The organism is Pseudonocardia abyssalis (genome assembly GCF_019263705.2).
GTDB lineage: Bacteria > Actinomycetota > Actinomycetes > Mycobacteriales > Pseudonocardiaceae > Pseudonocardia > Pseudonocardia abyssalis.
Genome location: NZ_JADQDK010000001.1, coordinates 2,694,220 through 2,716,255, shown reverse-complemented (window position 1 = coordinate 2,716,255; position 22,036 = coordinate 2,694,220). Strand labels below are relative to the sequence as shown.

The following is a 22,036-nucleotide window of genomic DNA, read 5'->3' as shown; positions in this document are numbered from 1 at the left end:
GACACCCATGACTGCCACCGACCCTCACCACGGACCGGCCGGGGAGAAGCCCCGCGGCCCGGCCGCCGCGCCCCAGACGGCGCTGCTCGAGCAGATGGGTGGCCCGATGGGGTTCGTCTACTCCGCCGTCCCCGTCGTCGTCTTCGTGGCCGCCAACTCCTTCCTGCCCCTGACCGCGACGATCGTCGTGTCGATCGCCGTCGGGCTGGCCGTCACCGGCTACCGGCTCCTGCGCGGGGAGAAGTTCGGCCTGGCGGTCGGCGGTCTGCTCGGGCTCGCCCTGGCCATCGCCATCGTGGCCATCACCGGGTCGGCGCGGGACTTCTTCGTCGTCGGCATCTGGGCGTACCTGGCGGCGTTCGTCATCACGCTCGGCTCGGTGCTCGCCCGTCGGCCGCTCACCGGCGTCGTCTGGAACCTCGTGCACGGCAACACCCACGGCTGGCGCGCCGACCGTCGCGTGCTGCGCGCCCACGACGTCGCCACGCTCGCACTGGCGGCGGTGTCCGGTGCCCGGTTCGGGGTGCAGCAGTGGCTCTACGTCAGCGACGAGACCGGTTGGCTGGGCGTCGCCCGCCTCGCCATGGGGTGGCCACTGACCATTCTGGCCGCACTGGTCGTCGTCTGGGCCTGGCGGCGCAGCAGCAGGCGCCTGGTGCCGACGGCCTGACGGTTCGCGCCCTGATCGACACCACCACACCCGCCCGGCCCGAGACCGAGGACGGCGGCTTCGACGACACCGACCTCGACGACACCGAACTCGACGACACCGACCTCGACGGCATCCTCCGAGACCGTCACCCCGGGTGGCGACGAGCCGCTGCCGTACGCGAACCCGTACGAGACCTCGACCGGTGTCGCCCCGGTCGTCGCTCAGCAGCCCTGACCCGGGTGGACGCCGACGGCCGGTCTCCGGCGGATCCCGGGTCAGCGACGGCCGGTGGCCAGGGTGAGGAGGAACTGGCCGCCACCCGCCGTGATCTCGGCGTTCACCGGCAACCCCGGAACCAGCCGGGAGAACCGGTCCACCAGCCAGTCCGCAGCCTCTTGGGCATCGCGCTCGGTCGGACAACGGGCCACCATCTCGCGTCCCCCCTTGCGCTCCAGTCTCCCGGCGACGGTGATCAGCGGTGCGGGCTCGACCACGTACAGGTGGTCCGGCCAGGCGATGACCACGGTGACCGCGCCCTTGCGGGTGTTGCACCCACGGTGCGCGAGCCGCTCGGTGACCTTGGCCTTCCGGTCGGCGGTCCGGCTGTCGACGCTGGGTCCTCGCGGGTCGTTCACCGACATGTCGGGGTCGACCGGTTCGTCGCACACCCAGCACCGCCAGCCGTCGCGCTCGGCCACGGTTTCGAGAACACTCATCCCGGCAAACTAGCCCGGCCCGGCCGTCCCGCCGAGCGCGGTCCGGCTCCGGTCGAGCGGTGCGGACATCCGGTGAAGGCCCTGCGCGAACGGTCGCTATCCCCCCGTGGCGCTGCCACGACCGGATGGACGACGGGCGGTCTCGGTTCGGACGTCGATGTCGCCGGGTCGGACCGGCCGTCCGAAGCAGTGGCCCTGGGCGTAGACGGCGCCGAGGGACCGCAGCACCGTGGCCTGCGTGACTCTCTCGACCCCCTCGACGACGACGTGGATCCCCAGGTCGCGGCCGCAGGTGAGCACAGCGCCCAGGAAGCGTCGGGCGTCGTCGTCGGTGTCGATGTCGTCGACGAACACGCGGTCGATCTTGGCGGACTGCAGCGGGAGGTGGCGCAGGTGCAGCAGCGATGCGTACCCGGAGCCGACGTCGTCGAGCGACAACATGACGCCCAGCGCACGGAGCCGTCGCGCGATGGCCGACGCGGTGTCGAGGTCGTCGAGCAGGGCGTCCTCGGTGATCTCGAGGACCAGCTGGCCGGGTGCGAGGTCGTGGCGCCGGATGCCGAGGGCGACGCGGTCCGGGAAGTCCGGGTCGAGCAGCAGGCGCGGGGGCACGTTGACCCCGACCTGGAGCCGGCGGTGGCCCAGGGTCGCCGACCAGTCGGCCAGTTGGCCCGCCGCACGGTGGATCATGTGGTCGGTCAGGTCGGGGAGCAGCCCGGTGCGGGTGGCGAGCGGGACGAACACGTCGGGCGGTACGGGGGTGCCCTCGTGCGTCCATCGGGCGAGCGCCTCGTAGGCGACGACGCGGTTGTCGTCGAGGGCCACGATGGGCTGGTAGGCGGGGTGCAGTGCCCCGGTCCGGATCGCCGCGCGCAGCGGTTCGCGCAGCATCGGGACACCGGCTCCGACGGATGTCCTGGCCGGCTCGTGGACCGCCCACCGGTCGTCCGCCCGGTCTGCGGCGACCTGCCGTGCGGCGCGGGCCCGGGTGAGCAGGTCGTCGGGGGCCGCGCCGTCGACGGGGGTCACCCCGATGCTCGCCGTGACCGGGACGGAGGCGTCGGCGACCGCGATGGATGCGGGCAGCGCGGCGCGGACGCGCAGCACGGTGGTGTCGAGTTCGGAGCCGTCGTGCAGCAGGATCGCGAACTCGTCGTCGCCGAGGCGGGCCACGGTGTCGAACGGGTGCAGGGTGGCGGTGAGCCGCCCTGCGACCTGCACGACCAGCTGGTCACCCGTGGCGTGGCCGAAGGTCTCGTTGACGGCCGCCAGGTCGTCGAGGTGGAGCAGGACCAGAGCGGCACGGGGCTCGGGGTCGGTGGCCCGCTGCGCAGCGCGGGTCAGCATGTCGAGGAAGGTCCGGCGACCGACGAGGCCGGTCACGGGGTCGTGCAGGGAGGCCCACAGCAGCTCGTCCGCACGGTCGACGGCCTCGTCACGCATCCTCTCCACCTGCACGATCCGGCCGAGCAGCCCGGCCATCAGCTCCAGGAGGGGGCCGTGGCGGAGCAGGTCGTCGTCGTGGGTCTCGGGGTCGAACCCGCAGAGGGTGCCGAACAGCGAACCGTCGGCGTCGAGGATCGGCACGCCGGCGTAGGCGCCGATCCGCATCCCCGCTGCGGCGGCCGTCTCGGCGTACTGCGGCACCGCCATGGCGTCCGGCGCGATCCGCGGGGTGCGCCCGGAGACCATGTGCCGGCAGAACGTCTCGTTCCACGGCAGGGCGTGGCCGGGCTGCAGCCCGTAGGTGTCGTCGTCCGGCCGGAGGTGCACCTGGTGGTCGGCGTCGACCCGGCTCACCGACCAGCAGGCGAAGGGGACCTGCTCCTTGAGGTGCGCCACCACGTTCCGGCAGGCGTCGTCGAACGACGCCTGAGCCGATCTCCCGTCCACTGCACCCCTTCCGGCCCCCGTCTGGACGTCCTTCGTCGACCACCGACGAAGAGTTCATCGGCGGCGGTGGTCGGCGCGTTGCGTCAGCGACCTGAAACGTGTCGTTCGCGACGGCAGCGCCGTCGAGGACGCGGGGGCGTCGCCGCGGTGCCGCTGCGGGGGCCGGCGTTCGGACGCGGGCGCCAGGCCTGGGGATCCGGGCCGGGCCCAGCCGGCCCGGAGCACGATCTGCGCGAACAGCCGCGGGGCGACGATGTGGTCGCTGATCACGGCCCGGGTGGTCGCTGATCACGGCCCGGGTGGTCGCGACCTCCGGCGGCTCGCTGCGGGCCCGCCTCGCCCGGCAACGGGTCCGGGTGGGCACTTCGTACGGGTCGAGCGGGTAGGAGGGCCCTGCCGGAAGCGGGTCGTGGCTGACAGCGTCGCAGGCGTGAATCGAGTCGACGAGCCGACGGTGTCCGAGATCGTGGTCGAGGTGCGAGGGTCCATCGCGGACGACCTCGCGGCGTACGCACGGGGCGAGGTGGCAGACGCGCTCACCCGCACCCGCCGTCCGGTACCCCGGGTGCACGTGAGGGTGCTGAAGCACGGCGACCCGGCCCGGGTGGAGCCGGTCACGGCGCACGCGAACGTCGATCTCGACGGTCGGCCGTTGCTGGTCCACGCCGCGGCCGCGACCCCGCGTGCGGCGGTGGATCTCCTGGTGGAGCGCCTGGAGCACCGCCTGGCGCGGCTGTCTCGTGACCGGCGCCCGCGGCGGGTGCGCGCCGACGAGGACGCCGGCCCGGGTCCGTCCGAGCCGGAGATCGTCCGGCACGCGACGAGCAGTCCCGCACCGTTGTCGGTGGACGGGGCCGTGGCCGAGATGGAGGACCTGGGTCTGGACTTCCACCTGTTCGTCGAGGCGTCGACCGGGCAGGACGCCGTGGTCTACCGGGACGGACCGACGGGTCTGCGGCTGTCCCGGGCCGGTGGTGGTCCCGACCCGGTCGGGTCCCACGACATCGCGGTCACCGTGAGCGCGCAGCCCGCACCGCTGCTGGACACCGCGGAGGCCGTGGAGCGGCTGCGGGTCACCGGCCTGCCGTTCGTGTTCTACCTCGACGGCGACCACGGGCGTGCGAACGTGCTCTACCACCGCGACGACGGCGACTACGGGCTGATCGATCCCGCCCGCAGGTGAACAGCCGGTTGCCCGGTACGGGAACGCCCACGCCGGCCCGGCGGCGCCGGTGGGAGCCCGACGCCACAACCCCGTCGGAGCGGGCGCCGGGGCCGTACCGCCCACCAATGCCGAAGGTGCCGAAGGTCCGTGCTCCCGAGGGCGCGGCGGCTTGGCCCCGGACTGTGCAGCGACGTGCTACACCCACCGCGGGGAATGCGTCGGTGACCTGTCCCGGACCTGCGCCACCTGGACTCGATACTCGGGAGGGCGGCGCCCTGCTCGGCCACCGCGACCGGACCGGGGCCGCCACGGCCACGCTGATCGCTGCGGCGCGTACGGCGAGGGTGTGCGTCGAGGACGTCCCGGCCGACCTGGCAGAGCCGGCTGCGTGGACCTGATCGGCGGCACCGCCGGCGCCGTGGTGCGGTCCGGTGACGGTCGCGGACGGGTCGGTGGCACTCATGGACGACCTCCTCCGGTTGCGGGAGTCCCCAGCGTGGGCCACGGGCGCGGACCCACGCAGCGGCCGAAGGATCCGGACGGCCCTGGCCCTAGGAACCCCGGTGCCCCCACACGAAGTACGCGATCGGGCCGACGAAGTTGACCCCGATCACGGCCGCCCACACGCCCTTGCGCCCGTGGACGAGCGCTGCCGGGCGGGTGGCGAGGTCGGCCCACGCCGTGGCGGCCAGCGAAAGCTGCACCGACGCCGCCACCAGCACCGCCGTCCGCTGCCGGTCACTGAGGTCCGTCCAGCGCCGTGTCCTCATCTCGCCCTCCCTGTATCGCCGTCGTGGTTCGGCTCCCACTGCGTTGCCCGGCAGGAGTAGGCCGTCGCGAGGTCGACGAACTGCGTGACCATCCATGCGATGAGGTTCGGGTGGAGCAGCTCCTCGGACCCCGGCGACACGTGGGACACCGGTTCAGCGGCGGGCTCCGAGCACGGTGCCCCGACATCCGTGTCGGGCCGCGTGGTGGCTGTCCGGTTCATCGGCATCTCCTTCTGCGCCGTCGGCAGGCCGGGTGCGACGGACCCCGGGCTAGGGGAGGTCGAGGGCGGCACGGGCGGACTCCAGGCGGGCGACGGGCACCCGGAACGGCGAGCAGGACACGTAGTCCAGGCCCTCGTGGTGGAAGAAGTGGATGGAGTCGGGGTCACCGCCGTGCTCCCCGCAGACGCCGAGCCGGATGTCCGGGCGGGTCGCCCGGCCCTCCCGGGCGGCGATCCGGATCAACCGGCCCACGCCGTCGATGTCGAGGGTCTCGAACGGCGAGGTCCCGAAGATGCCGCGCTCCAGGTAGCGGGAGAAGAACGCCCCCTCGACGTCGTCGCGGGAGAAGCCCCACGTCGTCTGGGTGAGGTCGTTGGTGCCGAAGGAGAAGAACTCGGCGGACTCGGCGATCTGGCCCGCCGTGAGCGCGGCTCGGGGCAGCTCGATCATCGTGCCGATCGCGGCGTCGAGCTCGACGCCGTGCCGTTCCGCCTCGTCGGCGAGGACCGCCGAGGTCTCCTCGGCCACCGCCTGCAGCTCCTGCACCGCCCCGACCAGCGGGACCATGATCTCCGGACGGACCTCGACGCCGTTGCGTCGCAGGGTCGCGGCGGCCTGGGCGATCGCTCGGACCTGCATGCCGAACAGCCCGGGCACGACGATCCCGAGGCGCACCCCGCGCAGCCCGAACATGGGGTTCTCCTCGTGCAGCCGCCGCACCGCGGCGAGCAGGCGCACGTCCGCGGCGTCCACCCGGCCGCGTTCCTCGGCCAGGGCGACCCGCACCGAGAGCTCGGTCAGGTCGGGCAGGAACTCGTGCAGCGGCGGGTCGAGCAGCCGGATGGTGACCGGCAGGCCCTGCATCGCGGTGAACACCTCGATGAAGTCGGCGCGCTGCAGCGGCAGCAGCTCGGCCAGCGCGGCGTCGCGCTCGGCGTCGGTGTCGGCCAGCACCAGGCGCTCGACTTGCTCGCGGCGGTCGCCCAGGAACATGTGCTCGGTACGGCACAGCCCGATGCCGTCGGCCCCGAACCGCCGGGCGCGGGCCGCGTCCGCCCCGGTGTCGGCGTTCGCGTACACGGCGAGGCGACGGGTCGTGTCGGCGTGCTCCATGAGCCGGTGCACCGCCCGGACCAGCTCCCCGGCCTCCGGCGACGCGGGATCGAGCGAGCCCTCGAAGTACTCCATCACCGGGGAGGCCACGACCGGCACCGCGCCCAGGAACACCTCGCCGGTGCTGCCGTCGATCGACAGGAGGTCGCCCTCGGCCACCATGACCCCACCGGGCCCGACGATCTTCCGCGCGTCGACGTCGACGTCCAGGTCCTCGGCGCCGCACACGCAGGTCCGGCCCATCCCGCGCGCGACGACGGCCGCGTGGCTGGTGCGGCCACCGCGGCCGGTCAGCACGCCCTTCGCGGCGATCATTCCCGCCAGGTCGTCGGGATTCGTCTCGCGGCGCACGAGGATGACGTCCTCGCCCGCGGCTGCCCGGGCCACCGCGGTCGGGCTGTCGAACACCGCCGCGCCGGTGGCCGCGCCGGGGGAGGCGTTCATCCCGACCGCCAGCACGGTCGTCGCCGCGTCGGGGGCGAAGCGGGGGAACATCAACCGGACGAGCTGGGCCCCGGTGACCCGGCGCAGCGCCTCGTCGGCGTCGATCAGGCCGTCGTCGACGAGCTGGCAGGCGATGACGAACGCGGCGCCCGCCGTGCGCTTGCCGACCCGGGTCTGCAGCATCCACAGGCGGCCGCGCTCGATGGTGAACTCGATGTCGCACAGGTCGCGGTAGTGCCGTTCCAGGGTGGCCATGTTCGCCAGCAGGTCGCGGTGCGACACCGGGTCGAGGCGTTCCAGCTCGCTCAGCGGGAGCGTGTTGCGGATGCCGGCGACGACGTCCTCGCCCTGGGCGTGGGCGAGGTAGTCGCCGTACACGCCCGGCTCGCCGGTGGCCGGGTCCCGGGTGAACGCCACTCCGGAGCCGGAGTCGGGCCCGAGGTTGCCGAACACCATCGCCTGGACGGTCACCGCGGTACCCAGGTCGGCGGGGATGCGTTCCCGGCGGCGGTAGGTGATCGCCCGCGGAGCGTTCCAGGACCCGAACACGGCGCGGACGGTCAGATCCAGCTGCTCGCGGGGATCCTGCGGGAACTCCCGGCCGGACCGCTCCCGCACCACCGCCTGGTAGGCCCCGACGACCCCCCGCAGGTCGTCGGCGTCCAGGCCGAGGTCGTCGGCGGTGCCCCGGGCGAGCTTGGCCGCGTCGAACACGGCGTCGAAGTGGGCCCCGTCGATCCCGAGCACGGTGGTGCCGAACATCTGGACCAGACGCCGGTAGGAGTCCCAGGCGAAGCGGTCGTCCCCGGCGGCGCGGGCGAGCCCGAGCACCGAGGAGTCGTTGAGCCCGACGTCGAGGACGGTCTCCATCATCCCGGGCATCGAGAACACCGCCCCGGAGCGGACGGACACCAGCAGCGGGTCGTCCGGGTCGCCGAGACGGCGGCCCGCCGCCGTCTGCAGCGCGTCGAGGTGCCGGTCCACCTGGTCGTCCAGCTCCGGCGGCTGTATCCCGGTCGCCAGGAACGCCCGGCAGGCCGCGGTGGTGATCGTGAACCCGGGCGGCACCGCGAGACCCATGTTGGTCATCTCCGCGAGGTTCGCGCCCTTCCCGCCCAGCAGGTCCTTGAGGTCCTTGTGGCCCTCGGCGAACGCGTACACGTACTTCGGCATGCCGACCTCCGGTGCTGGGCGCGGGACAGGACCTGATGCTGACCCGTCCGTACCGGCGCGGGGCAGGGCCGGAGGACCCGCCCGACCCGGGCAGGGGCCCGGTCACGGCGGGACCACGGCTGCTGCCGGTGCGCCGACGACGGGCGCACGGTGGGGCGGCACCGGACCCCGGTGCGCGAGGCGACACAGGACACAGGAGGACTCATGGTGAGGGTGCGCAGTGCCCCGGCGCCGATCGTGGTGGGCGTCGACGGGTCGCAGCCGGCCCTCGACGCCGTGCGGTGGGCCGCATGCGAGTCGCGGTACCGGCACACCGGGCTGCGGCTGGTCGACGCCGTCGGCACGATGCCGCCGACGCGGCCCGGCGACCCCCGGGTCGGTGTGGTCTACCGCGAGGCCCTGTGCGAGGAGGCCGCCGACGCCGTCGCCGCGGCGGCGGCGATCGCGCGGCAGGTGGCGCCGGGCACCGACGTCGGCACCGAGGTGCTGACCGGCGAACCGGTCCCGAGCCTCGTCGCCGAGTCCGGGCGCGCACCGCTGGTCGTGCTCGGCGACCGGGGCGTGGGGGGCCTCACCGCGCTGCTGGTCGGTTCGGTGGCCGTGGCGCTGGCCGCCCACGCGCAGTGCCCCGTCGTGGTGGTGCGGGGATCCGCGGACGGCGGGCCGGTACCGACCGAGGGCCCCGTGGTGGTGGGGGTGGACGGATCGCCGGAGGGTGCCGCGGCACTCGCGTTCGCCTTCGAGGCGGCGTCCGCGCGACGGGTACCGCTGATCGCGGTGCACGCGTGGCACGTCACCGTCGCGGATCGGGTCACCTCGCCGCCGGAGGGTTTCCAGGAGGAGAACCTGGCCGAGTGGCTCGACGTGTGGTCGGCGAGGTTCCCCGACGTCGCCGTGCACCCGGTGCTGGCGCGGGACCGCCCCGCCCACGCGCTGCTGGAACAGGCCGCCGGGGCCCAGCTCGTCGTCGTCGGATCCCGGGGGCGGGGGACCTTCGCGGGTCTCGTGCTGGGCTCGGTCAGCCAGGCCCTGCTGCACCACGCACCGTGCCCGGTGGCCGTCGTCCGTCCGTCCGCGGTCGTGGCCTGAGGACGTCGCCGTGACCGGCCGTCTCCGGGACCTTCGCCCCTGTCCGAGCCCACCCCGGCCGGCGCACGGTGGGGCGACGACCGAGACGGGAGACGGACATGGACGAGATCGGCACCGTGGTGGTCGGCGTCGACGGGACCCGCGCGTCCCGGCCGGTGCTGGAGCACGCCCTGCACGACGCGGCCCGTCGCGGCTCCCGGCTGCGCGTGGTGGCCGTGGTGCCGCTGCCGGAGTACTGGGTGGCGACCTACGGGATGGGCGTGGTGCCGCCGTCGGTCGAGGTCGTCGCACAGGTGCAGGCCGAGGCGCAGCGGATGGTGGACGAGGTCGTCGCAGCCCACGGCACGCAGCTGACGCGGGTGCCGGTGTCGGTGGCCGCCGTCGTCGGCGCACCGTCCGACGTGCTGCTGGCCGAGTCGCGCGACGCCGACCTGCTGGTCCTCGGGCACAGGGGGCGCGGTGCGGTGGCCAGCGCGGTGCTGGGGTCGGTCGGGCTGCACTGCGTGCTGCACGCCCGGTGCGCGGTCACCGTCGTCGCACCGGAGCGGGAGTACCCGATGCCGGACGCCGCACCGGTGGGCGTGGGTGCCGCGACCGTTCCGGCCTGAACGCGATCGGGCCGGACGGCCTCACGACCACGGACCTGCGGCCCCTGCGCCCGGTGCGCGGCGGCTGCGTCAATGGGGCCGGCGGTTGCCGCCCCGGCGAGACGTCGGGCCGCGGGGAACCACCGGAGACGGAGCGGACATGATCACCGGTACGGTCGACCACGACACGGTGCACGCGGCTCTGGAGCTGGCCGGACGGGCGCCGTCGGTGCACAACACGCAACCGTGGCGGTGGGAGTTCGGCGGTGCGGCGATCCATCTCCACGCCGACATGGACCGGTGGCTCATGGCGACCGACCCGGACGGCCGCGACCTGCTCGTGAGCTGCGGCGCCTGGCTGCACCACCTGCGGATGGCCCTGGCCGCATCGGACATCGGTGTCACCGTCGAGCGCCTTCCCGACCCCGATGACCCCGACCTGCTCGCCGTCGTCGCGCTCCGACCGGGTGCCGACGGCGTCGACCGCGCACTCGCCGCCGAGCAGGTCGCCGCGATCGACGGCCGGCAGTCCGACCGCAGGCGGTTCGGGGAGTGGCCGGTGCCCGAGGGGTTCCTCGCGCAGCTGGTGGACTGCGCCGCCGAGCAGGGGGCGGTGCTGCGCGTGGTGACCGAAGCGGTCGACCGCCGGACGCTGGCCATCGCGATCCGCACCGCCGCGGTCGAGCACGACGACACGTTCGGCTACGAGGCCGAGCTGCGGACCTGGACCGGCCATGCGGGGAGGGGCGGACCGGAGGGGGTGCCGGCCGGGGCGATCCCGGCTCCCGGGTCGTGGGCCGGAACACCCGCGCGCCGGTTCGCAGGCGGCGACCTGGGCGACGCCCCGGACCGGTTCGACGGTGCGGCCGCGGTCGACGGGACGGGCCGCGGCGGCACGGGACGGGCTGACGGGGGACCACAGGATGCGGCCACCGTGCTCGTCCTCGGCACCTCATCGGACGACCGGCTGTCGCACCTGCGGGCGGGCGAGGCGGTCAGCGCCGTCCTGCTCCGGGCCACGACCCTCGGGCTCGCGAGCAGCGTGCTGAGCGAGCCGCTGGAGCTGGCGGGGACCCGGGAACTGGTGCGGGACGAGGTGCTCGGCGGCACGCTGTCACCCCAGCTGGTGCTGCGGATCGGCTGGCCGCCCGCGACGGGCCCGGTGCCGTCCCGCACCGGCCGCCGGTCCCCGTCCGGTGAGCCGGCGGACCGGCCGTCGGACCGGCTCACCTCCGACCGGGTCCGCTCGGCACCGTGACGGCCCGCGGCACGCGGGCAGCGCCCGGAACACGGTCCTCCACCGGGTGCTGCGCCAGCACGAGCTGCAGGCCGGTCCGTCCCTCCTCGGGCTGTCGTCGCCGGGCCGCGGCGAACCGCACGCACCGGACCCGTGGGCGTGGTGGTCGACGGGCTCGCCGGCCTGTCGCCCCTGCCCGTCCCGGGTATCGAGCGGGGGCCGGTGCTCGGGCGTCGCACCGGCGAGCAGCTGGAGCCGGTGCCGCACTGCCGCGGCCCGCGGACCATGGTCACCCTGCCGTCGCGTGCGGAGATCAGCGACGCCGCGACGGGGGAGCGGGCCGGGTGCGTCATGCCGTCCTCGCCGACGCCCCGAGCCGGATGGTCGAGCACCACGTCAAGAAGGACGCATTGCTGCCGACTCTGCGCTGCTGGCATCCCGACCAGCGGTGCTCAGTCGGGCCGGGGGAGCACCGCCCGCCGTCGGCGGCGGCCAGCAGGGCGGCGAGGTGCACCGCCCGCACCGGGCTACGGCGTACCCGCAGGCCGATCCGGAGCTGCGGCGCGCAGCCGGGGTTGACCGCGACGACGTAGTCCACGCCGGTCGGCGGGAGTCCTGCGGCGCGACGCGGTCGCGGCGGCCGTCGACGCGCACCTCGCCCGCCGGCGACCGACGGCCCCGGTCCCGGCCGGCCCGATCCGGGGTCATACCGGGAGGGGACCTTCGGCCCGCGCGCCACCCGCGCAGCCGGGTCGAGACTCGGCACACCGACCGAGAGGACACCATCATGGCTGTTCAGAGCACCACCCCGGCCACCCGGGCGCCGAGCGGCCCGACCACCCCGGCACGCACCCGGGGCGGCCCCGAGCTGCTGGCGGTCCTGCGGATCCTGACCGGCCTGACGTTCCTGTGGGCCTTCCTCGACAAGACCTTCGGGCTCGGCTACGCCACCGGCGCCGAGCGGGCGTGGGTCGCGGGCGGCTCACCGACCCGGGGCTTCCTCGGCGGAGTCGACGTGGGCCCGCTCCAGGGCGTGTTCCGGGCGATGGCCGGCAACCCCGTCGCCGACTGGCTGTTCATGATCGGCCTGCTGGGCATCGGACTGGCGCTGGTGCTGGGCATCGGCATGCGGGTGGCGGCGGTGGCCGGCGCGGTGCTGCTCATGGCCATGTGGCTCGCCTCGTGGCCGATGGCGGCCCTGAACGCGGCCGGCGAGGCCACGTCGTCGACCAACCCGTTCATCGACGACCACCTCGTCAACGCAGTGCTGGTGATCGCGCTGGCCGTCTACGCGGCCGGCGACACGTGGGGCCTCGGGCGCACCTGGGCCCGCCTGCCCCTGGTCCGCCGCAACCCGTGGTTGCGCTGACCGTCGACGAACGATCCCAGGGCCGGCGCGGCTGCGCCGGCCCTGTGGACGGCGACCTTCACCGGGTCCGGCACGTCGACGGCCCGCCGGATCGCCTCTCCGGCCTCGCGGGCGATCCCGGTGTCCTGGCCGCCGCCGGTGATCTCCGGGGCCGTCGTCCACCGCCACCCCCCCGATGTGGGTGTCGATGCTGGGGATCCACCGGATCTCCTCGACGACGTCGCGCTCGAGGTCGGCGTCAGGTCTGCGCACGGACCGGGTGGGGCCGGCGAGTGCAGCCGCGCCCCGTTGACGGCGGCGAGACACGCGGCCATCACGACGTCGTGCCGGTCGCCGGGCACCAGCAGCGGGTGGCCTTCACCGCATCGACGTTCCCGGGCGCGTCGGTCAGCCCGGCGACCAGCACGAACCGCACCCACATCCGGTTGCCCCGGTCCGACAGCCGCCGGGCGATGCGCGGCGTCGGCTCCAGCTCGGCGCTGGCGACCAGGCGGTGGGTGTCCGGGTCGCCGGACTTGATGTCGAGCAGGAACAGGTCGACCAGGTGGAGGAACCCGTCGGAGGCCCGCTCGCCCAGGAACCCCGAGGTGTCGACGGCGGTGTGCCGCGTCGGACCGGGACCCGACCCGGTACCCCGGCCCACGGGACCCCGCCGCCGGACCGGAGAGCTGACCACCCCGCCGGGTCGCACGTCGGGCCCCGCACGGTCTTTCGCCTCTGCCCCGCAGCACGCGACCGCGGCACCGTGGAGACCTACCCCGAGGAGCTTCCATGGCGTCCGTCATCACCGGCCCGGTCCGCGTGAGCGCGCGGCTCGACGCCCCGCTCAGCCGCTGGCTGTGGCTGGTCAAGTGGCTGCTCGTGCTGCCGCACGTGATCGTCCTGGTCGGGTTGTGGACGGCGTTCGCGGTGCTCAGTGTCGTGGCGTTCTTCGCGATCCTGTTCACCGGCCACTACCCGCGTGCGATGTTCGACTTCAACGTCGGCGTGCTGCGCTGGAGCTGGCGGGTGGCCTACTACACCTACGGCGCGCTCGGCACCGACCGCTACCCGCCGTTCACGCTCGCCGCGGTGCCGGACTACCCGGCCACACTCGACGTGGCCTACCCCGAGCACCTCTCGCGGGGGCTGGTGCTGGTCAAGTGGTGGCTGCTGGCCCTGCCGCACTACATCGTCCTCGCGTTCTTCGTGGGCGGCGGCAGCTACGTGGCCACCCGCGGCGCGGACACCTCCGGCTCCTGGGGGCCCACGGCCCTGTCCACCGGGGGCGGCCTGATCGGGCTGCTCGCGCTGATCGCCGGGGTCGCCCTGCTGTTCACCGGCCGCTACCCGCGCGGGGTGTTCGACCTCCTGCTCGGGATGCAGCGCTGGGTCCTGCGGGTGGCGGCCTACTCCGCCCTGATGACCGACGTCTACCCGCCGTTCCGGCTCGACATGGGCGGGTCCGAGACGTCGGCCCTCTCGGTGCCGCCGGTCCGGGCCGCGGCACCGGGACCGGTCGAACCGCCGCCGGGCCCGACCTGGTCGGCCGGGCGGATCGCGACCGTCGTCGTCGGATCGATCCTGCTGGTGACCGGCGCGGGCACCGCGGTGGGCGCGACTGCCGTGCTCGCCGCCGACACCGCGGGCCGGGGTGCGGACGGGTTCGTCCAGGTCCCCGCGCAGACCGTCGCCGGTTCCGGCCACGCGCTGGTGTTCGACCCGTTCGAGCTGGAGAGCGACCTGGGTGCGCCACAGCTCGGGGCGGTCGTCGGCGACGTCCGGATCGGGGCCACCGCCGCACAGGAGGTGTTCGTCGGGCTCGGGCCCGCCGGCGCCGTCGAGGGCTATCTCACCGGTGTGCGGCGGGACCGGGTCGTCACCCTCGAGCCGGGACGCGACGCCGTCCTGGACCGGCTGCCCGGCGGGGCACCGGCCACGGCCCCCGCCGCCCAGACCTTCTGGGCGGAGTCGGCCGCCGGGCCCGGGGCCCAGGAGCTGACCTGGACCGTCGCCGAGGGGCGGTGGGCCGTCGTCGTGATGAACGCCGACGGCAGCAGCCCCGTCGTCGCCGACCTGTCCCTGGGCGCGACGGCGCCGTGGCTGGGCTGGGTGTGGATCGGGATGTACATCGGCGCGGCACTCGGGCTCGTCGGCGGCGCCGTGCTGGTGCTGCTGGCCGTCCGCCGCGGCGGGACGGTCTGACATGGGCACGCAGCGACCGGTGGTCGTCGGGATCGACGGTTCGGACAGCGCCCTGCTGGCGGTGAGCTGGGGTGCGGCCGAAGCGGTCCGGCGCCGGGTCGGGTTGCGGCTCGTGATCGCCTTCGAGCAACCGCGCGCCGCCCCCGGGGGGGTGGGGGACGTCCTGCTGGAACGGGCCCGGCTGCGGCTCGCCGAGGCCGTCGAGGTGGCGGTGCGGGAGGCGCCCGGCGTCGGGTGCGAGCACCGGCTGGTCGTCGGCCACCCGATCTCGGTGCTCGCCGCCGAGGCCCGCCGGGCCGGGCTCGTCGTGGTCGGTGACCGCGGCGCCGGGCTGGTCGAGGGGCTCCCGGCCGGGTCGGTCGCGGTCGGGCTGGCGGTGCAGGCCCCGGGCACGGTGGTGGTCGTCCGCGGCCCCGGCGTGGCCCCGCGGGAGGCGAGGTCGCTGGCGGTCGTGGTCGGCATCGACGCACCCGCCGGAGGCGAGGAGGTGCTCGGGTTCGCCTTCGAGGCCGCGTCGACCCGGCACGTGCCGCTCGTCGCGGTCCACACGTGGTCGGACCTGGCCGTCGAGCCGGAGATCGCGCCGCAGCTCGACTGGGACCGGATCGACGCCGCCGCGCGAGCCCTGCTGGCCGAACGGCTGGAACCGTGGACGCGGAAGTACCCCGAGGTCACCGTCGGGCAGGTGGTCAGCCGGGACCACCCGGCCCGGGCCCTGCTGCGGCAGGCGGCTCAGGCCCAGCTGCTGGTCGTCGGGCCGGGAGGTCGGGGCGCGTCGGCCGGGCTGCTGCTGGGCTCGGTCTGCCACGCCCTGCTGCACCGGTCCCCGTGCCCGGTCGCGGTCGTGCGCCCGGACGCCACCGGATGACGGCGACGCTGCCGGGCCGGACCGTGGCGGACCGGCCGTGGGCGGCCGCCGGGACGCTCGAGGTGGTCGGCCTGCTCTCCGGCGCGGCCTGGGCCCCCACACTGCCGCCTGATGGTGACCGGCCTGCTGCTCGGGGCCTCGCGGGTGTCTGTTGCGCCGCCGTCGCGGTCGTGCTGCTCGCGCACGTCGCGGCCTACGAGCTCGTCCGGCTGCCCGTCGTTCCCGGCCGGCCCTCGCCGTCTACCGCGTAGGGCCCGCGAGCTACGTCGCGTGCCGGACCGCAACCGTCCGGTGGAGAGCGGGAATGCCGCGGTCGCACCGTAGCGGTCCGGAACGGCGCTCCTAGCGGTTCCCATGGCGTTCTCCTCGGTGCTCGACGACACAGCGGTGGTCGGCAGGGGCCGGTGGTCAGACCCGCAGGTTGCGTCGCCGAGCGACGTGCGCGCCGTGATGGTGCGGTCGGGCGGGCGCGCGGCGAGCCCGCTCGGGGTGTCCGCTGCGATGACACGGGCCCGGTGGAGCACGACGACCTGGTGCGCGACGGCCGCGGCGTCCTCGACGATGTGCGTGCTCAGCACGACACCGGCCCCGGCGCCCCGCCGGGCCGGGCCGGGCCGGGCCGCGAGTGTCTGCCCGGGCGAACGTCACGGACGGACAGGGTCCACCGGCAGATCCCCGGTCTCGCGCCGGGCCAGCAGGGTGCCGCCGGCCGTGGAGACGGCGATCGACACGAGTGCGGCGGTGATGATCGCGGCCGCCTGCGCGGGGTCGAGCACTCCCTGGGTCAGCCCGATCGACACCACCGCCGACGGGACGCCCAGTGCCGCGGTGGCCAGGAGCCCGACCGCCGCCGGGCGCCTCAGCAGCACCGCCACCAGCACGTGCAGCAGCACGGCCGCCGCGACCAGTCCGGCGGCCAGCAGCAGGGCCCGGCCGGAGCCGAACAGGGCGCGGAACTCCAGCCGGGCGCCGAGCGTCACGAAGAACAGTGGTACGAGGAACCCTTCGGCGATCCCGACGAGCTGCTGGGCCAGGCGGTGCGGCTCCCCGGTCGCGGCCAGCACCACTCCGGCGGTGAAGCCGGCGATCAGGATGCTGGTGCCGAACGCCGTCGCCAGCGCAGCCAGTGCGAACAGGACGGCGAGCCCGAGACGCAGGTCCAACGCCCACCCCCGCCGCTTCGACCTGCGGCGCAGCGCGTGCCCGCGCGCGGTCCGCCGCCACCACCGGAGCGCCAGGAACACCGCGCCGCCCGCGAGCAGGACGAGGCCGCCACCGAGGAGCACGGACCCCAGCGAGCCGGTGGCCAGCACGACCGGCACCGCGAGGACGGTCACGACATCGGTGAGGGCGATCCAGGTGACGGCGAACGCTGTGGTCGGTGGCTGCCCTGCGCGGCTGCGCAGGATCGGGAGCGCGACCGCGGCCGACGAGGTGGCGACCACGACCGCGAGGACCAGCGGACGGTCCGGTCCGACGGAGGTGAGGGCGAACCCGGCCGGGACGGCCAGTGCCAGCATCAGCAGGGTGCCGAGCGCGGCCGGCCGCAGCGCCCGGCGCAGGCCGGCGTCGCGCAGCGGCAGGTGGGTGCCGAGGACGAACATCAGCATCGCGAACCCGACCTCGGAGAGGAACGCGGTGGTCGGCTCGGCGGGGTCCACGATGCCGAGGCCGGTGCGACCCAGCAGCACCCCGGCGGCGATCTCCCCGACGACGAGTGGCAGGCCCACTCGGGGCAGCCCGGCCAGCGCCGGGCCGGCCAGCCCTGCGGCGACGAGGAGCGCGAGCAGCACGAAGCTCACGCGACCCCGGTTCGGGTCATGGACGACCGTCCTGGGCGTCGGGCCGGTTCCCGGGCCTGCCGTGCACCGCTTCCGACCGTCGCGACCGGCCGCCGATCATCGATACGTCACGGCAGTCGCTCGGCCCACGGAGCGGCGACGCGGTCGTCGACGCGCCGGCTCAGCTCGTCGATGACGTCGACGACACCCTCGATGCCCTGCACGAACCGGACGGCCGGCTCCGCGTCCATACGGGTGTCCGGCGCGCCGGTCGTCGTCACCACCCCGTCTGCGACGGTGACGGCGACCTCGGCCGGGTCGATGAGCATCGTCTCCAGCAGTACCCCGTCGACCGTCCGTGCCGCCTTCGCCAGGGTCGTGTTCGGTGCGACCGTGACCACCGGAGCCGTCATCAGCTCCCGCGCGGTCTGCGCGCCGACCTTCGCGACCGGTCCTGACCTCCGGGTGTGCCGCGGACGCCACCGGCGGCGCCCGTCGGCACGCTCCTCCCGCTCCACCGTGACGAGCAGGTCCGCCTCGGAGACCACACCGAGCAACCGCCCGTCCCCGTCGAGGGCCGGTACCGCTCGGACGGCCCCGGTGAACAGGGCCGTCGCGATCTCGGTGAAGTGGGCGTCGGGTCCCACGGACAGCACGTCGCCGGTCATGACGTCGGAGACGGCGGTGCGGCGCCGCCCGCTCGGCGCTCTCATGCCGACGCCGGCACCGGGGGGATGACGGTCACCGGGCAGGTCGCGTGCAGCACGCACTGCAGACCGACCGACCCGAGCATCGCGCTGCTCAGCGCACCGTGACCACGGTGACCGACCACGAGGAGGTCAACCCCCTCGGAGGCGTCGATCAGCACCTCGGCCGCGCTGCCGGCCCTGGCTTCGACCGTGATCGGGACCCGGGCCGCGAGGTCGGGGTGCGCGGCGGTCACGCCGGTGGTCAGCTCCTGCGCCGCCACCCGTACCTGCTCGACGACCTCGGACACGGGTGGCGGCGCGATCATGCCGTACGCCGTCGCCCAGTACTCGGGCAACCGCGCCGCCGCGACGACTCGGAGCCGGCTGCCTCGACGGGCGGCGTCCTGCAGAGCGTGTTCGAGGGCCGCCCGTGACCCGGGGGAGCCGTCCACCCCGACCACCACGGTGCCCGTGCCATCGACGTCCATGTCGCTTCTCCTCGCCTGGTCGCGCAGCCGGACCGGGCTGCGCGACCCGACCGTGTCGCACCGCGCGGCCGTGCGCCACAGCCCAAGGTCCCATCGGCCACGGCCGGTGGTCCCGACCCTCAGCGGTCGCCCTGTGCGAGCGCGTACAGCACGAGTTCGGCGACGGCCGCCGGGCTGCCGGTGGTGGTGTCGACGACGCACCCGGGTTCGTCCGGCTCCAGGTACTGCCGCGCGTCGGTCCCGCTGTCGGGCCGCGGGGACGACGCGGTCCGACCGGTGATCCGTTCGAGGATCACCGCGGGTGGCGCCAGCAGGTGCACGAACCGGACCGAGGGGTTCGCGTCCCGGAGCAGGTCGCGGTCGGCGCGCCCGAGCGGCGGGCAGGTGAGGACCGTGCTGCGCCCGGCCGCCTCCTGCGCGCCGATCCAGTCCGCGACGCGATGCAGCCACGGTCGTCGGTCGACGTCGGGTGCCCGGCCCGCGGCGGAGCGGAAGTCGTCACCGTCGGCGGCCTCGCACCCGGTGCGGGCCACCAGCTCGGCGGCCACCACCGTCTTGCCCACCCCCGACACGCCCATCACCACCAGCGTCGTCATCGCGGTCCTCCGGTACGGGGGTGCGCGTGGACGAGGGGCGTCATGGATGACCTCACAGACGGGGGAGCCGTCAGCATCCGCCGCGCCGGGTTGCGGGGTCAGGGCCGGACGCCCCGTCCGACGGGGGTCGTTCGCCGGTGCCCCGGATCCCGACCGGCTCCTAGCGTCGCAGGGGACGGAGGAGGCCCATGACCGACGACTGGACGCTCGTGTTCGACGGGTGGGACCCGGCCGACGAGGGCCGCCGGGAGGCGCTGTGCACCCCTGGCAACGGCCGCTCCGCGACCCGCGGCGCCGCGCCCGAGTCGCGGGCCGACGGCGTGCGCTACCCGGGGACCTGCGCGGCGGGCGCAGCGGCGTCCTGCGTCGCCGGACCCGGTTCGGCGACTCGTGAGCATGGCGCGGCCACACCCGGCCGCCCTGCACTCCGTGTTCACCGCCGAGGTCCAGACCCAGCGCACGTCGCGGCTGCGCACCTTCCTGGTCGTCGTCGGGTCGTCGTCGGGTCGCGGCGGCGGGGCGGGTTCGCCGGGTCGGTGCTGGGGTCGGTCGGCAACGCCCTGCTGCACCGGTCGCCGTGCCCGGTCGCCGTCGTCCGCCTGGACGACGACGTGCTCGCCTGACCCGTTCCACCGAGAGGGTTCGTGATGATGTTCTGGTACGGAGACGGCATGACCGGCTGGGGTTCCCCGGTCATGGCCATGGGCATGGTTCTGCTGTGGTGGCTCGTGGGACTCGGGGTGTATGTGCTCGTGCGCCGCCTGCACCGAAGTGACGGGCCGGCCGCGGCCCGGCTCACCCCGGAACAGGTGCTGGCCGAGCGGTTCGCCCGCGGCGACATCGACGAGACGGAGTTCCTCCGGCGTTCCGAGGTGCTGGCCGGCGGAACCCGCCCGGTCGGCAAGCCGTGAGCGCGGGTCGATCGTTCAGCTGCTGGGCCTGCCCGTAGGCCTGGACGGTCCCGACGAACTTCGTCGGGTCGGCGAGATGGGGCCCCTGTCGACGGTGGTGGTCGTGCAGTCGCTCCCCGGATGCCGTCGCGCCGGATGGGGCAGGTCGCCGTCGTCGACCGTGCTCCCCGAGCCCCGCCGCCCCGACGGCCGTAGGTCTCGTCCTGGGGGCCGTCGGTCCCGGGCCGCGTTCAGCGGCCGCGTCGACCGGCGGCTCAGTCCAGCCGGATCCGCTCCCCGCTGAGCTGTTCCAGCGGCACGGCGACGGTGTGGGCCGTGCCGTCTGCGTCCCATCCCGCGGGGAGCCCGCCGCGCCGCCCGGGGGCGGTCACCTCGTAGGCCCGTCCGATGCCGACCACGCTCCACCCGACATGGGTGTCGTGGTCGATGGCGTCGACCTGGAACCCGACGACCGCGCCGTGGGTGGCCGCGTCCAGCGGCCCGCCGTGCGGGACGCGGAACACGGCCTCGTCACCGTCGAGGACGAACGTCACCGGCCGGACGGCGGGCATCGCCGCATCGGTGAACACGACCCGTCCGAGGGCCGTGGCCGCCATGAGCCGCAGGCAGTCGGCGCGGCTGAGGAGCACGCGGCCGGCGTCGTCGCGCGCGACCGCGTCGACGAGCGGGACCACGACGCTCGCGAGCGGGGCCGGCGGGTCGTGGTCGAACTCGGCGCGGGCGGCGCTCACCGCTCGGGCAGGGTGCAGGCGACGAGGTCGACCAGGTCGATCGTGCGCTGGGCGTAGCCCCACTCGTTGTCGTACCAGCCGAAGACCTTGACCGTGCTCCCGACCACCCGGGTGAGCGTGCTGTCGAACAGGCAGGACGCGGACTCGCCGATCACGTCGTGGGAGACCACCGGATCCGTGGTGTAGCGCAGGATGCCCTTCAACGGGCCGTCCGCGGCCGTCTCGAAGGCGCGGTTCACCTGGCCGATCGTGGCCGGTTCGGAGAGCCGGACGGTCAGGTCGACCAGCGACCCGTCGACGACGGGGACGCGCACGGCGATGCCGTCGAGCCGGCCGGCCAGCTCGGGCAGCACCTCGCCGACGGCCCGGGCGGCGCCCGTGCTGGTCGGGATGATGTTGACCGCCGCCGAGCGGGCGCGGCGCAGGTCCTTGTGCGGCCCGTCGAGCAGGTTCTGGTCGGAGGTGTAGCTGTGGATCGTCGTGATCAGTCCCTCCTCGAGGCCGAACGCCCGGTGCAGCACCTGCGCCATCGGGGTGACGCAGTTGGTGGTGCAGGAGGCGTTGGAGACGACGTCGTGGTGGGTGGCCTCGTAGACGTCGTCGTTGATGCCCATCACGATCGTCGCGTCGACGCCGGTCCCGGGCGAGGTCAGCACCACCTTGCGCGCCCCGGCCGTCAGGTGGGCGGCGGCGCGTTCGCGGGTGCGGAACCGTCCGGTGGCCTCGACGACGACGTCCACGCCGTGTGCGGCCCAGTCCAGCCGCGCCGGGTCAGGTTCCTGCAGCATCCGGACGGAGTGGTCGTCGACGGTGAGGAACCCGCCGGCGAACTCGACCGTGCGCCCCCACCGGCCGTAGGTGGAGTCGTGGCGCAGCAGGTGCGTGATGGTCTCCGGCGGCGCCACGTCGTTGACGGCGACCACCCTGAAGGCGGGGTCGTTGCGCTCGACCGCGCCTCGCAGGACGTCGCGTCCGATCCGGCCCATGCCGTTGATACCCACGCGGACCCGCATGCTCTGCTCCGTTCGTCGCTGTGCTGTCCGGTCCAGCGTCGTCGCGACTCAGGGTGCTCGACCACGGCCGGGAGACATCGACACCCGGGCCGATGGGCCTACCAGCTCCCTGTCCTGGCGAAACCTCCGCTGCCGCTGCCGACGCCGAGTTGGTCCGCGTCGAGGGATGCGCGGTAGGTGCCTCGGCCGACCTGCCACCGGCGGCGATGAGGTCCACGGCCGGGAGGCGCCCGAGCCGCCCGCATCGCCGACCCCCGTCGGTGGGACACCCAGGCGACGATTCGCGGCGTCCGTTCTGCACGGCCTCGAACGCGGTCACCACGTCGACCCCTCAGGTCCGTGCGG

At 74.8% G+C, this 22,036-nt stretch carries 23 protein-coding genes; 11 read left to right on the top strand and 12 right to left on the bottom strand.

Annotation, left to right across the window (positions count from 1 at the left end; all coding sequences use genetic code 11):
* Positions 1-7 precede the first annotated feature (7 nt).
* Positions 8-670: a DUF3159 domain-containing protein gene (locus I4I81_RS13065; protein ID WP_218600865.1), complete on the top strand. Its 663-nt coding sequence runs from the start codon at positions 8-10 to the stop codon at positions 668-670.
* A gap of 257 nt (positions 671-927) precedes the next feature.
* Here I4I81_RS13065 and I4I81_RS13060 read toward each other — a convergent pair whose 3' ends face one another.
* Positions 928-1,368: a hypothetical protein gene (locus I4I81_RS13060; protein ID WP_218600866.1), complete on the bottom strand. Its 441-nt coding sequence runs from the start codon at positions 1,366-1,368 to the stop codon at positions 928-930.
* A 96-nt stretch (positions 1,369-1,464) separates the two neighbouring features.
* Positions 1,465-3,261: a bifunctional diguanylate cyclase/phosphodiesterase gene (locus I4I81_RS13055; protein ID WP_218600867.1), complete on the bottom strand. Its 1,797-nt coding sequence runs from the start codon at positions 3,259-3,261 to the stop codon at positions 1,465-1,467.
* A 430-nt stretch (positions 3,262-3,691) separates the two neighbouring features.
* On the opposite strand from I4I81_RS13055, the gene I4I81_RS13050 reads away from it, so the two are divergent.
* Positions 3,692-4,444, top strand: a complete 753-nt coding sequence (locus tag I4I81_RS13050) for a sigma 54 modulation/S30EA ribosomal C-terminal domain-containing protein (protein WP_218616054.1) — start codon at positions 3,692-3,694, stop codon at positions 4,442-4,444.
* Between the two features lie 533 nt (positions 4,445-4,977).
* On the opposite strand, the gene I4I81_RS13045 is transcribed toward I4I81_RS13050, so the two are convergent.
* From I4I81_RS13045 to ppdK, 3 genes are read right to left on the bottom strand one after another with little or no spacing between them, the layout of a single operon-like run.
* On the bottom strand, positions 4,978-5,196 hold the full coding sequence (locus I4I81_RS13045; RefSeq protein ID WP_218600869.1) for a PLDc N-terminal domain-containing protein: 219 nt from the start codon (positions 5,194-5,196) through the stop codon (positions 4,978-4,980).
* The gene (locus tag I4I81_RS13040; protein ID WP_226363912.1) at positions 5,193-5,417 is read right to left on the bottom strand and encodes a hypothetical protein; all 225 of its coding nucleotides are present in this window, start codon (positions 5,415-5,417) and stop codon (positions 5,193-5,195) included. Before I4I81_RS13040 ends, I4I81_RS13045 begins: the two co-directional genes overlap by 4 nt.
* Before the next feature lie 49 nt (positions 5,418-5,466).
* Entirely contained in the window at positions 5,467-8,148 is a 2,682-nt protein-coding gene (gene ppdK, locus I4I81_RS13035; protein ID WP_218600870.1) for a pyruvate, phosphate dikinase, read from the bottom strand.
* A 204-nt stretch (positions 8,149-8,352) separates the two neighbouring features.
* Between ppdK and I4I81_RS13030 the strand changes: the two genes are divergently transcribed.
* From I4I81_RS13030 to I4I81_RS13015, 4 genes are all read left to right on the top strand, one after another.
* On the top strand, positions 8,353-9,237 hold the full coding sequence (locus I4I81_RS13030; RefSeq protein ID WP_218600871.1) for a universal stress protein: 885 nt from the start codon (positions 8,353-8,355) through the stop codon (positions 9,235-9,237).
* Positions 9,238-9,335: 98 nt separating this feature from the next.
* Positions 9,336-9,845, top strand: coding sequence for a universal stress protein (locus I4I81_RS13025; protein ID WP_218600872.1), 510 nt, complete (start codon positions 9,336-9,338; stop codon positions 9,843-9,845).
* 139 nt (positions 9,846-9,984) lie between these two features.
* Positions 9,985-11,082: an Acg family FMN-binding oxidoreductase gene (locus I4I81_RS13020; protein ID WP_218600873.1), complete on the top strand. Its 1,098-nt coding sequence runs from the start codon at positions 9,985-9,987 to the stop codon at positions 11,080-11,082.
* Between the two features lie 766 nt (positions 11,083-11,848).
* A complete protein-coding gene (locus I4I81_RS13015; RefSeq protein WP_225924571.1) occupies positions 11,849-12,430 on the top strand; it encodes a hypothetical protein in 582 nt (193 codons plus the stop codon).
* 313 nt (positions 12,431-12,743) lie between these two features.
* On the opposite strand, the gene I4I81_RS13010 is transcribed toward I4I81_RS13015, so the two are convergent.
* Positions 12,744-13,073, bottom strand: a complete 330-nt coding sequence (locus I4I81_RS13010; protein ID WP_218600874.1) for a radical SAM protein — start codon at positions 13,071-13,073, stop codon at positions 12,744-12,746.
* Between the two features lie 128 nt (positions 13,074-13,201).
* On the opposite strand from I4I81_RS13010, the gene I4I81_RS13005 reads away from it, so the two are divergent.
* From I4I81_RS13005 to I4I81_RS12995, 3 genes are read left to right on the top strand one after another with little or no spacing between them, the layout of a single operon-like run.
* Positions 13,202-14,614: a DUF4389 domain-containing protein gene (locus I4I81_RS13005; protein ID WP_218600875.1), complete on the top strand. Its 1,413-nt coding sequence runs from the start codon at positions 13,202-13,204 to the stop codon at positions 14,612-14,614.
* A 1-nt stretch (position 14,615) separates the two neighbouring features.
* The gene (locus I4I81_RS13000; protein WP_218600876.1) at positions 14,616-15,482 is read left to right on the top strand and encodes a universal stress protein; all 867 of its coding nucleotides are present in this window, start codon (positions 14,616-14,618) and stop codon (positions 15,480-15,482) included.
* Positions 15,479-15,733 (top strand): hypothetical protein, encoded by a 255-nt coding sequence (locus I4I81_RS12995; RefSeq protein WP_218600877.1) that lies wholly within the window; start codon positions 15,479-15,481, stop codon positions 15,731-15,733. The genes I4I81_RS13000 and I4I81_RS12995 overlap by 4 nt, the downstream gene beginning before the upstream one ends.
* Positions 15,734-16,126: 393 nt before the next feature.
* On the opposite strand, the gene I4I81_RS12990 is transcribed toward I4I81_RS12995, so the two are convergent.
* The 4 genes from I4I81_RS12990 to I4I81_RS12975 form a co-directional block, all read right to left on the bottom strand.
* Complete coding sequence (locus I4I81_RS12990) at positions 16,127-17,284, bottom strand: cation:proton antiporter (protein WP_218600878.1); 1,158 nt, start codon at positions 17,282-17,284, stop codon at positions 16,127-16,129.
* A 107-nt stretch (positions 17,285-17,391) separates the two neighbouring features.
* Positions 17,392-17,976 (bottom strand): CBS domain-containing protein, encoded by a 585-nt coding sequence (locus I4I81_RS12985; RefSeq protein ID WP_218600879.1) that lies wholly within the window; start codon positions 17,974-17,976, stop codon positions 17,392-17,394.
* Positions 17,973-18,440, bottom strand: coding sequence for a universal stress protein (locus I4I81_RS12980; protein ID WP_218600880.1), 468 nt, complete (start codon positions 18,438-18,440; stop codon positions 17,973-17,975). The genes I4I81_RS12985 and I4I81_RS12980 overlap by 4 nt, the downstream gene beginning before the upstream one ends.
* A gap of 119 nt (positions 18,441-18,559) precedes the next feature.
* Complete coding sequence (locus I4I81_RS12975) at positions 18,560-19,036, bottom strand: gluconokinase (protein ID WP_218600881.1); 477 nt, start codon at positions 19,034-19,036, stop codon at positions 18,560-18,562.
* A gap of 188 nt (positions 19,037-19,224) precedes the next feature.
* Between I4I81_RS12975 and I4I81_RS31165 the strand changes: the two genes are divergently transcribed.
* Both I4I81_RS31165 and I4I81_RS12960 read left to right on the top strand, forming a co-directional pair.
* Entirely contained in the window at positions 19,225-19,659 is a 435-nt protein-coding gene (locus I4I81_RS31165; RefSeq protein ID WP_308187774.1) for a universal stress protein, read from the top strand.
* 48 nt (positions 19,660-19,707) lie between these two features.
* Complete coding sequence (locus I4I81_RS12960) at positions 19,708-19,947, top strand: SHOCT domain-containing protein (protein ID WP_225924570.1); 240 nt, start codon at positions 19,708-19,710, stop codon at positions 19,945-19,947.
* Positions 19,948-20,201: 254 nt separating this feature from the next.
* Here I4I81_RS12960 and I4I81_RS12955 read toward each other — a convergent pair whose 3' ends face one another.
* Together I4I81_RS12955 and gap are read right to left on the bottom strand one after the other, a co-directional pair.
* A complete protein-coding gene (locus I4I81_RS12955; protein WP_218600882.1) occupies positions 20,202-20,678 on the bottom strand; it encodes a pyridoxamine 5'-phosphate oxidase family protein in 477 nt (158 codons plus the stop codon).
* Positions 20,675-21,691 (bottom strand): type I glyceraldehyde-3-phosphate dehydrogenase, encoded by a 1,017-nt coding sequence (gene gap / locus I4I81_RS12950; protein WP_218600883.1) that lies wholly within the window; start codon positions 21,689-21,691, stop codon positions 20,675-20,677. Before gap ends, I4I81_RS12955 begins: the two co-directional genes overlap by 4 nt.
* Between the last annotated feature and the right edge of the window lie 345 nt (positions 21,692-22,036).

Coding starts and splice junctions, on each gene's coding strand:
- I4I81_RS12975 (WP_218600881.1), bottom strand. CDS start 19,036: ATGACGACGCTGGTGGTGATGGGCGTGTCGGGGGTGGGCAAGACGGTG.
- I4I81_RS13000 (WP_218600876.1), top strand. CDS start 14,616: ATGGGCACGCAGCGACCGGTGGTCGTCGGGATCGACGGTTCGGACAGC.
- I4I81_RS13005 (WP_218600875.1), top strand. CDS start 13,202: ATGGCGTCCGTCATCACCGGCCCGGTCCGCGTGAGCGCGCGGCTCGAC.
- ppdK (WP_218600870.1), bottom strand. CDS start 8,148: ATGCCGAAGTACGTGTACGCGTTCGCCGAGGGCCACAAGGACCTCAAG.
- I4I81_RS12960 (WP_225924570.1), top strand. CDS start 19,708: ATGACCGGCTGGGGTTCCCCGGTCATGGCCATGGGCATGGTTCTGCTG.
- I4I81_RS13025 (WP_218600872.1), top strand. CDS start 9,336: ATGGACGAGATCGGCACCGTGGTGGTCGGCGTCGACGGGACCCGCGCG.
- I4I81_RS13045 (WP_218600869.1), bottom strand. CDS start 5,196: ATGAGGACACGGCGCTGGACGGACCTCAGTGACCGGCAGCGGACGGCG.
- I4I81_RS12985 (WP_218600879.1), bottom strand. CDS start 17,976: ATGAGAGCGCCGAGCGGGCGGCGCCGCACCGCCGTCTCCGACGTCATG.
- I4I81_RS13015 (WP_225924571.1), top strand. CDS start 11,849: ATGGCTGTTCAGAGCACCACCCCGGCCACCCGGGCGCCGAGCGGCCCG.
- I4I81_RS12995 (WP_218600877.1), top strand. CDS start 15,479: ATGACGGCGACGCTGCCGGGCCGGACCGTGGCGGACCGGCCGTGGGCG.
- I4I81_RS13020 (WP_218600873.1), top strand. CDS start 9,985: ATGATCACCGGTACGGTCGACCACGACACGGTGCACGCGGCTCTGGAG.
- I4I81_RS12980 (WP_218600880.1), bottom strand. CDS start 18,440: ATGGACGTCGATGGCACGGGCACCGTGGTGGTCGGGGTGGACGGCTCC.
- gap (WP_218600883.1), bottom strand. CDS start 21,691: ATGCGGGTCCGCGTGGGTATCAACGGCATGGGCCGGATCGGACGCGAC.
- I4I81_RS13040 (WP_226363912.1), bottom strand. CDS start 5,417: ATGAACCGGACAGCCACCACGCGGCCCGACACGGATGTCGGGGCACCG.
- I4I81_RS13065 (WP_218600865.1), top strand. CDS start 8: ATGACTGCCACCGACCCTCACCACGGACCGGCCGGGGAGAAGCCCCGC.
- I4I81_RS31165 (WP_308187774.1), top strand. CDS start 19,225: ATGACCGACGACTGGACGCTCGTGTTCGACGGGTGGGACCCGGCCGAC.
- I4I81_RS13030 (WP_218600871.1), top strand. CDS start 8,353: ATGGTGAGGGTGCGCAGTGCCCCGGCGCCGATCGTGGTGGGCGTCGAC.
- I4I81_RS13060 (WP_218600866.1), bottom strand. CDS start 1,368: ATGAGTGTTCTCGAAACCGTGGCCGAGCGCGACGGCTGGCGGTGCTGG.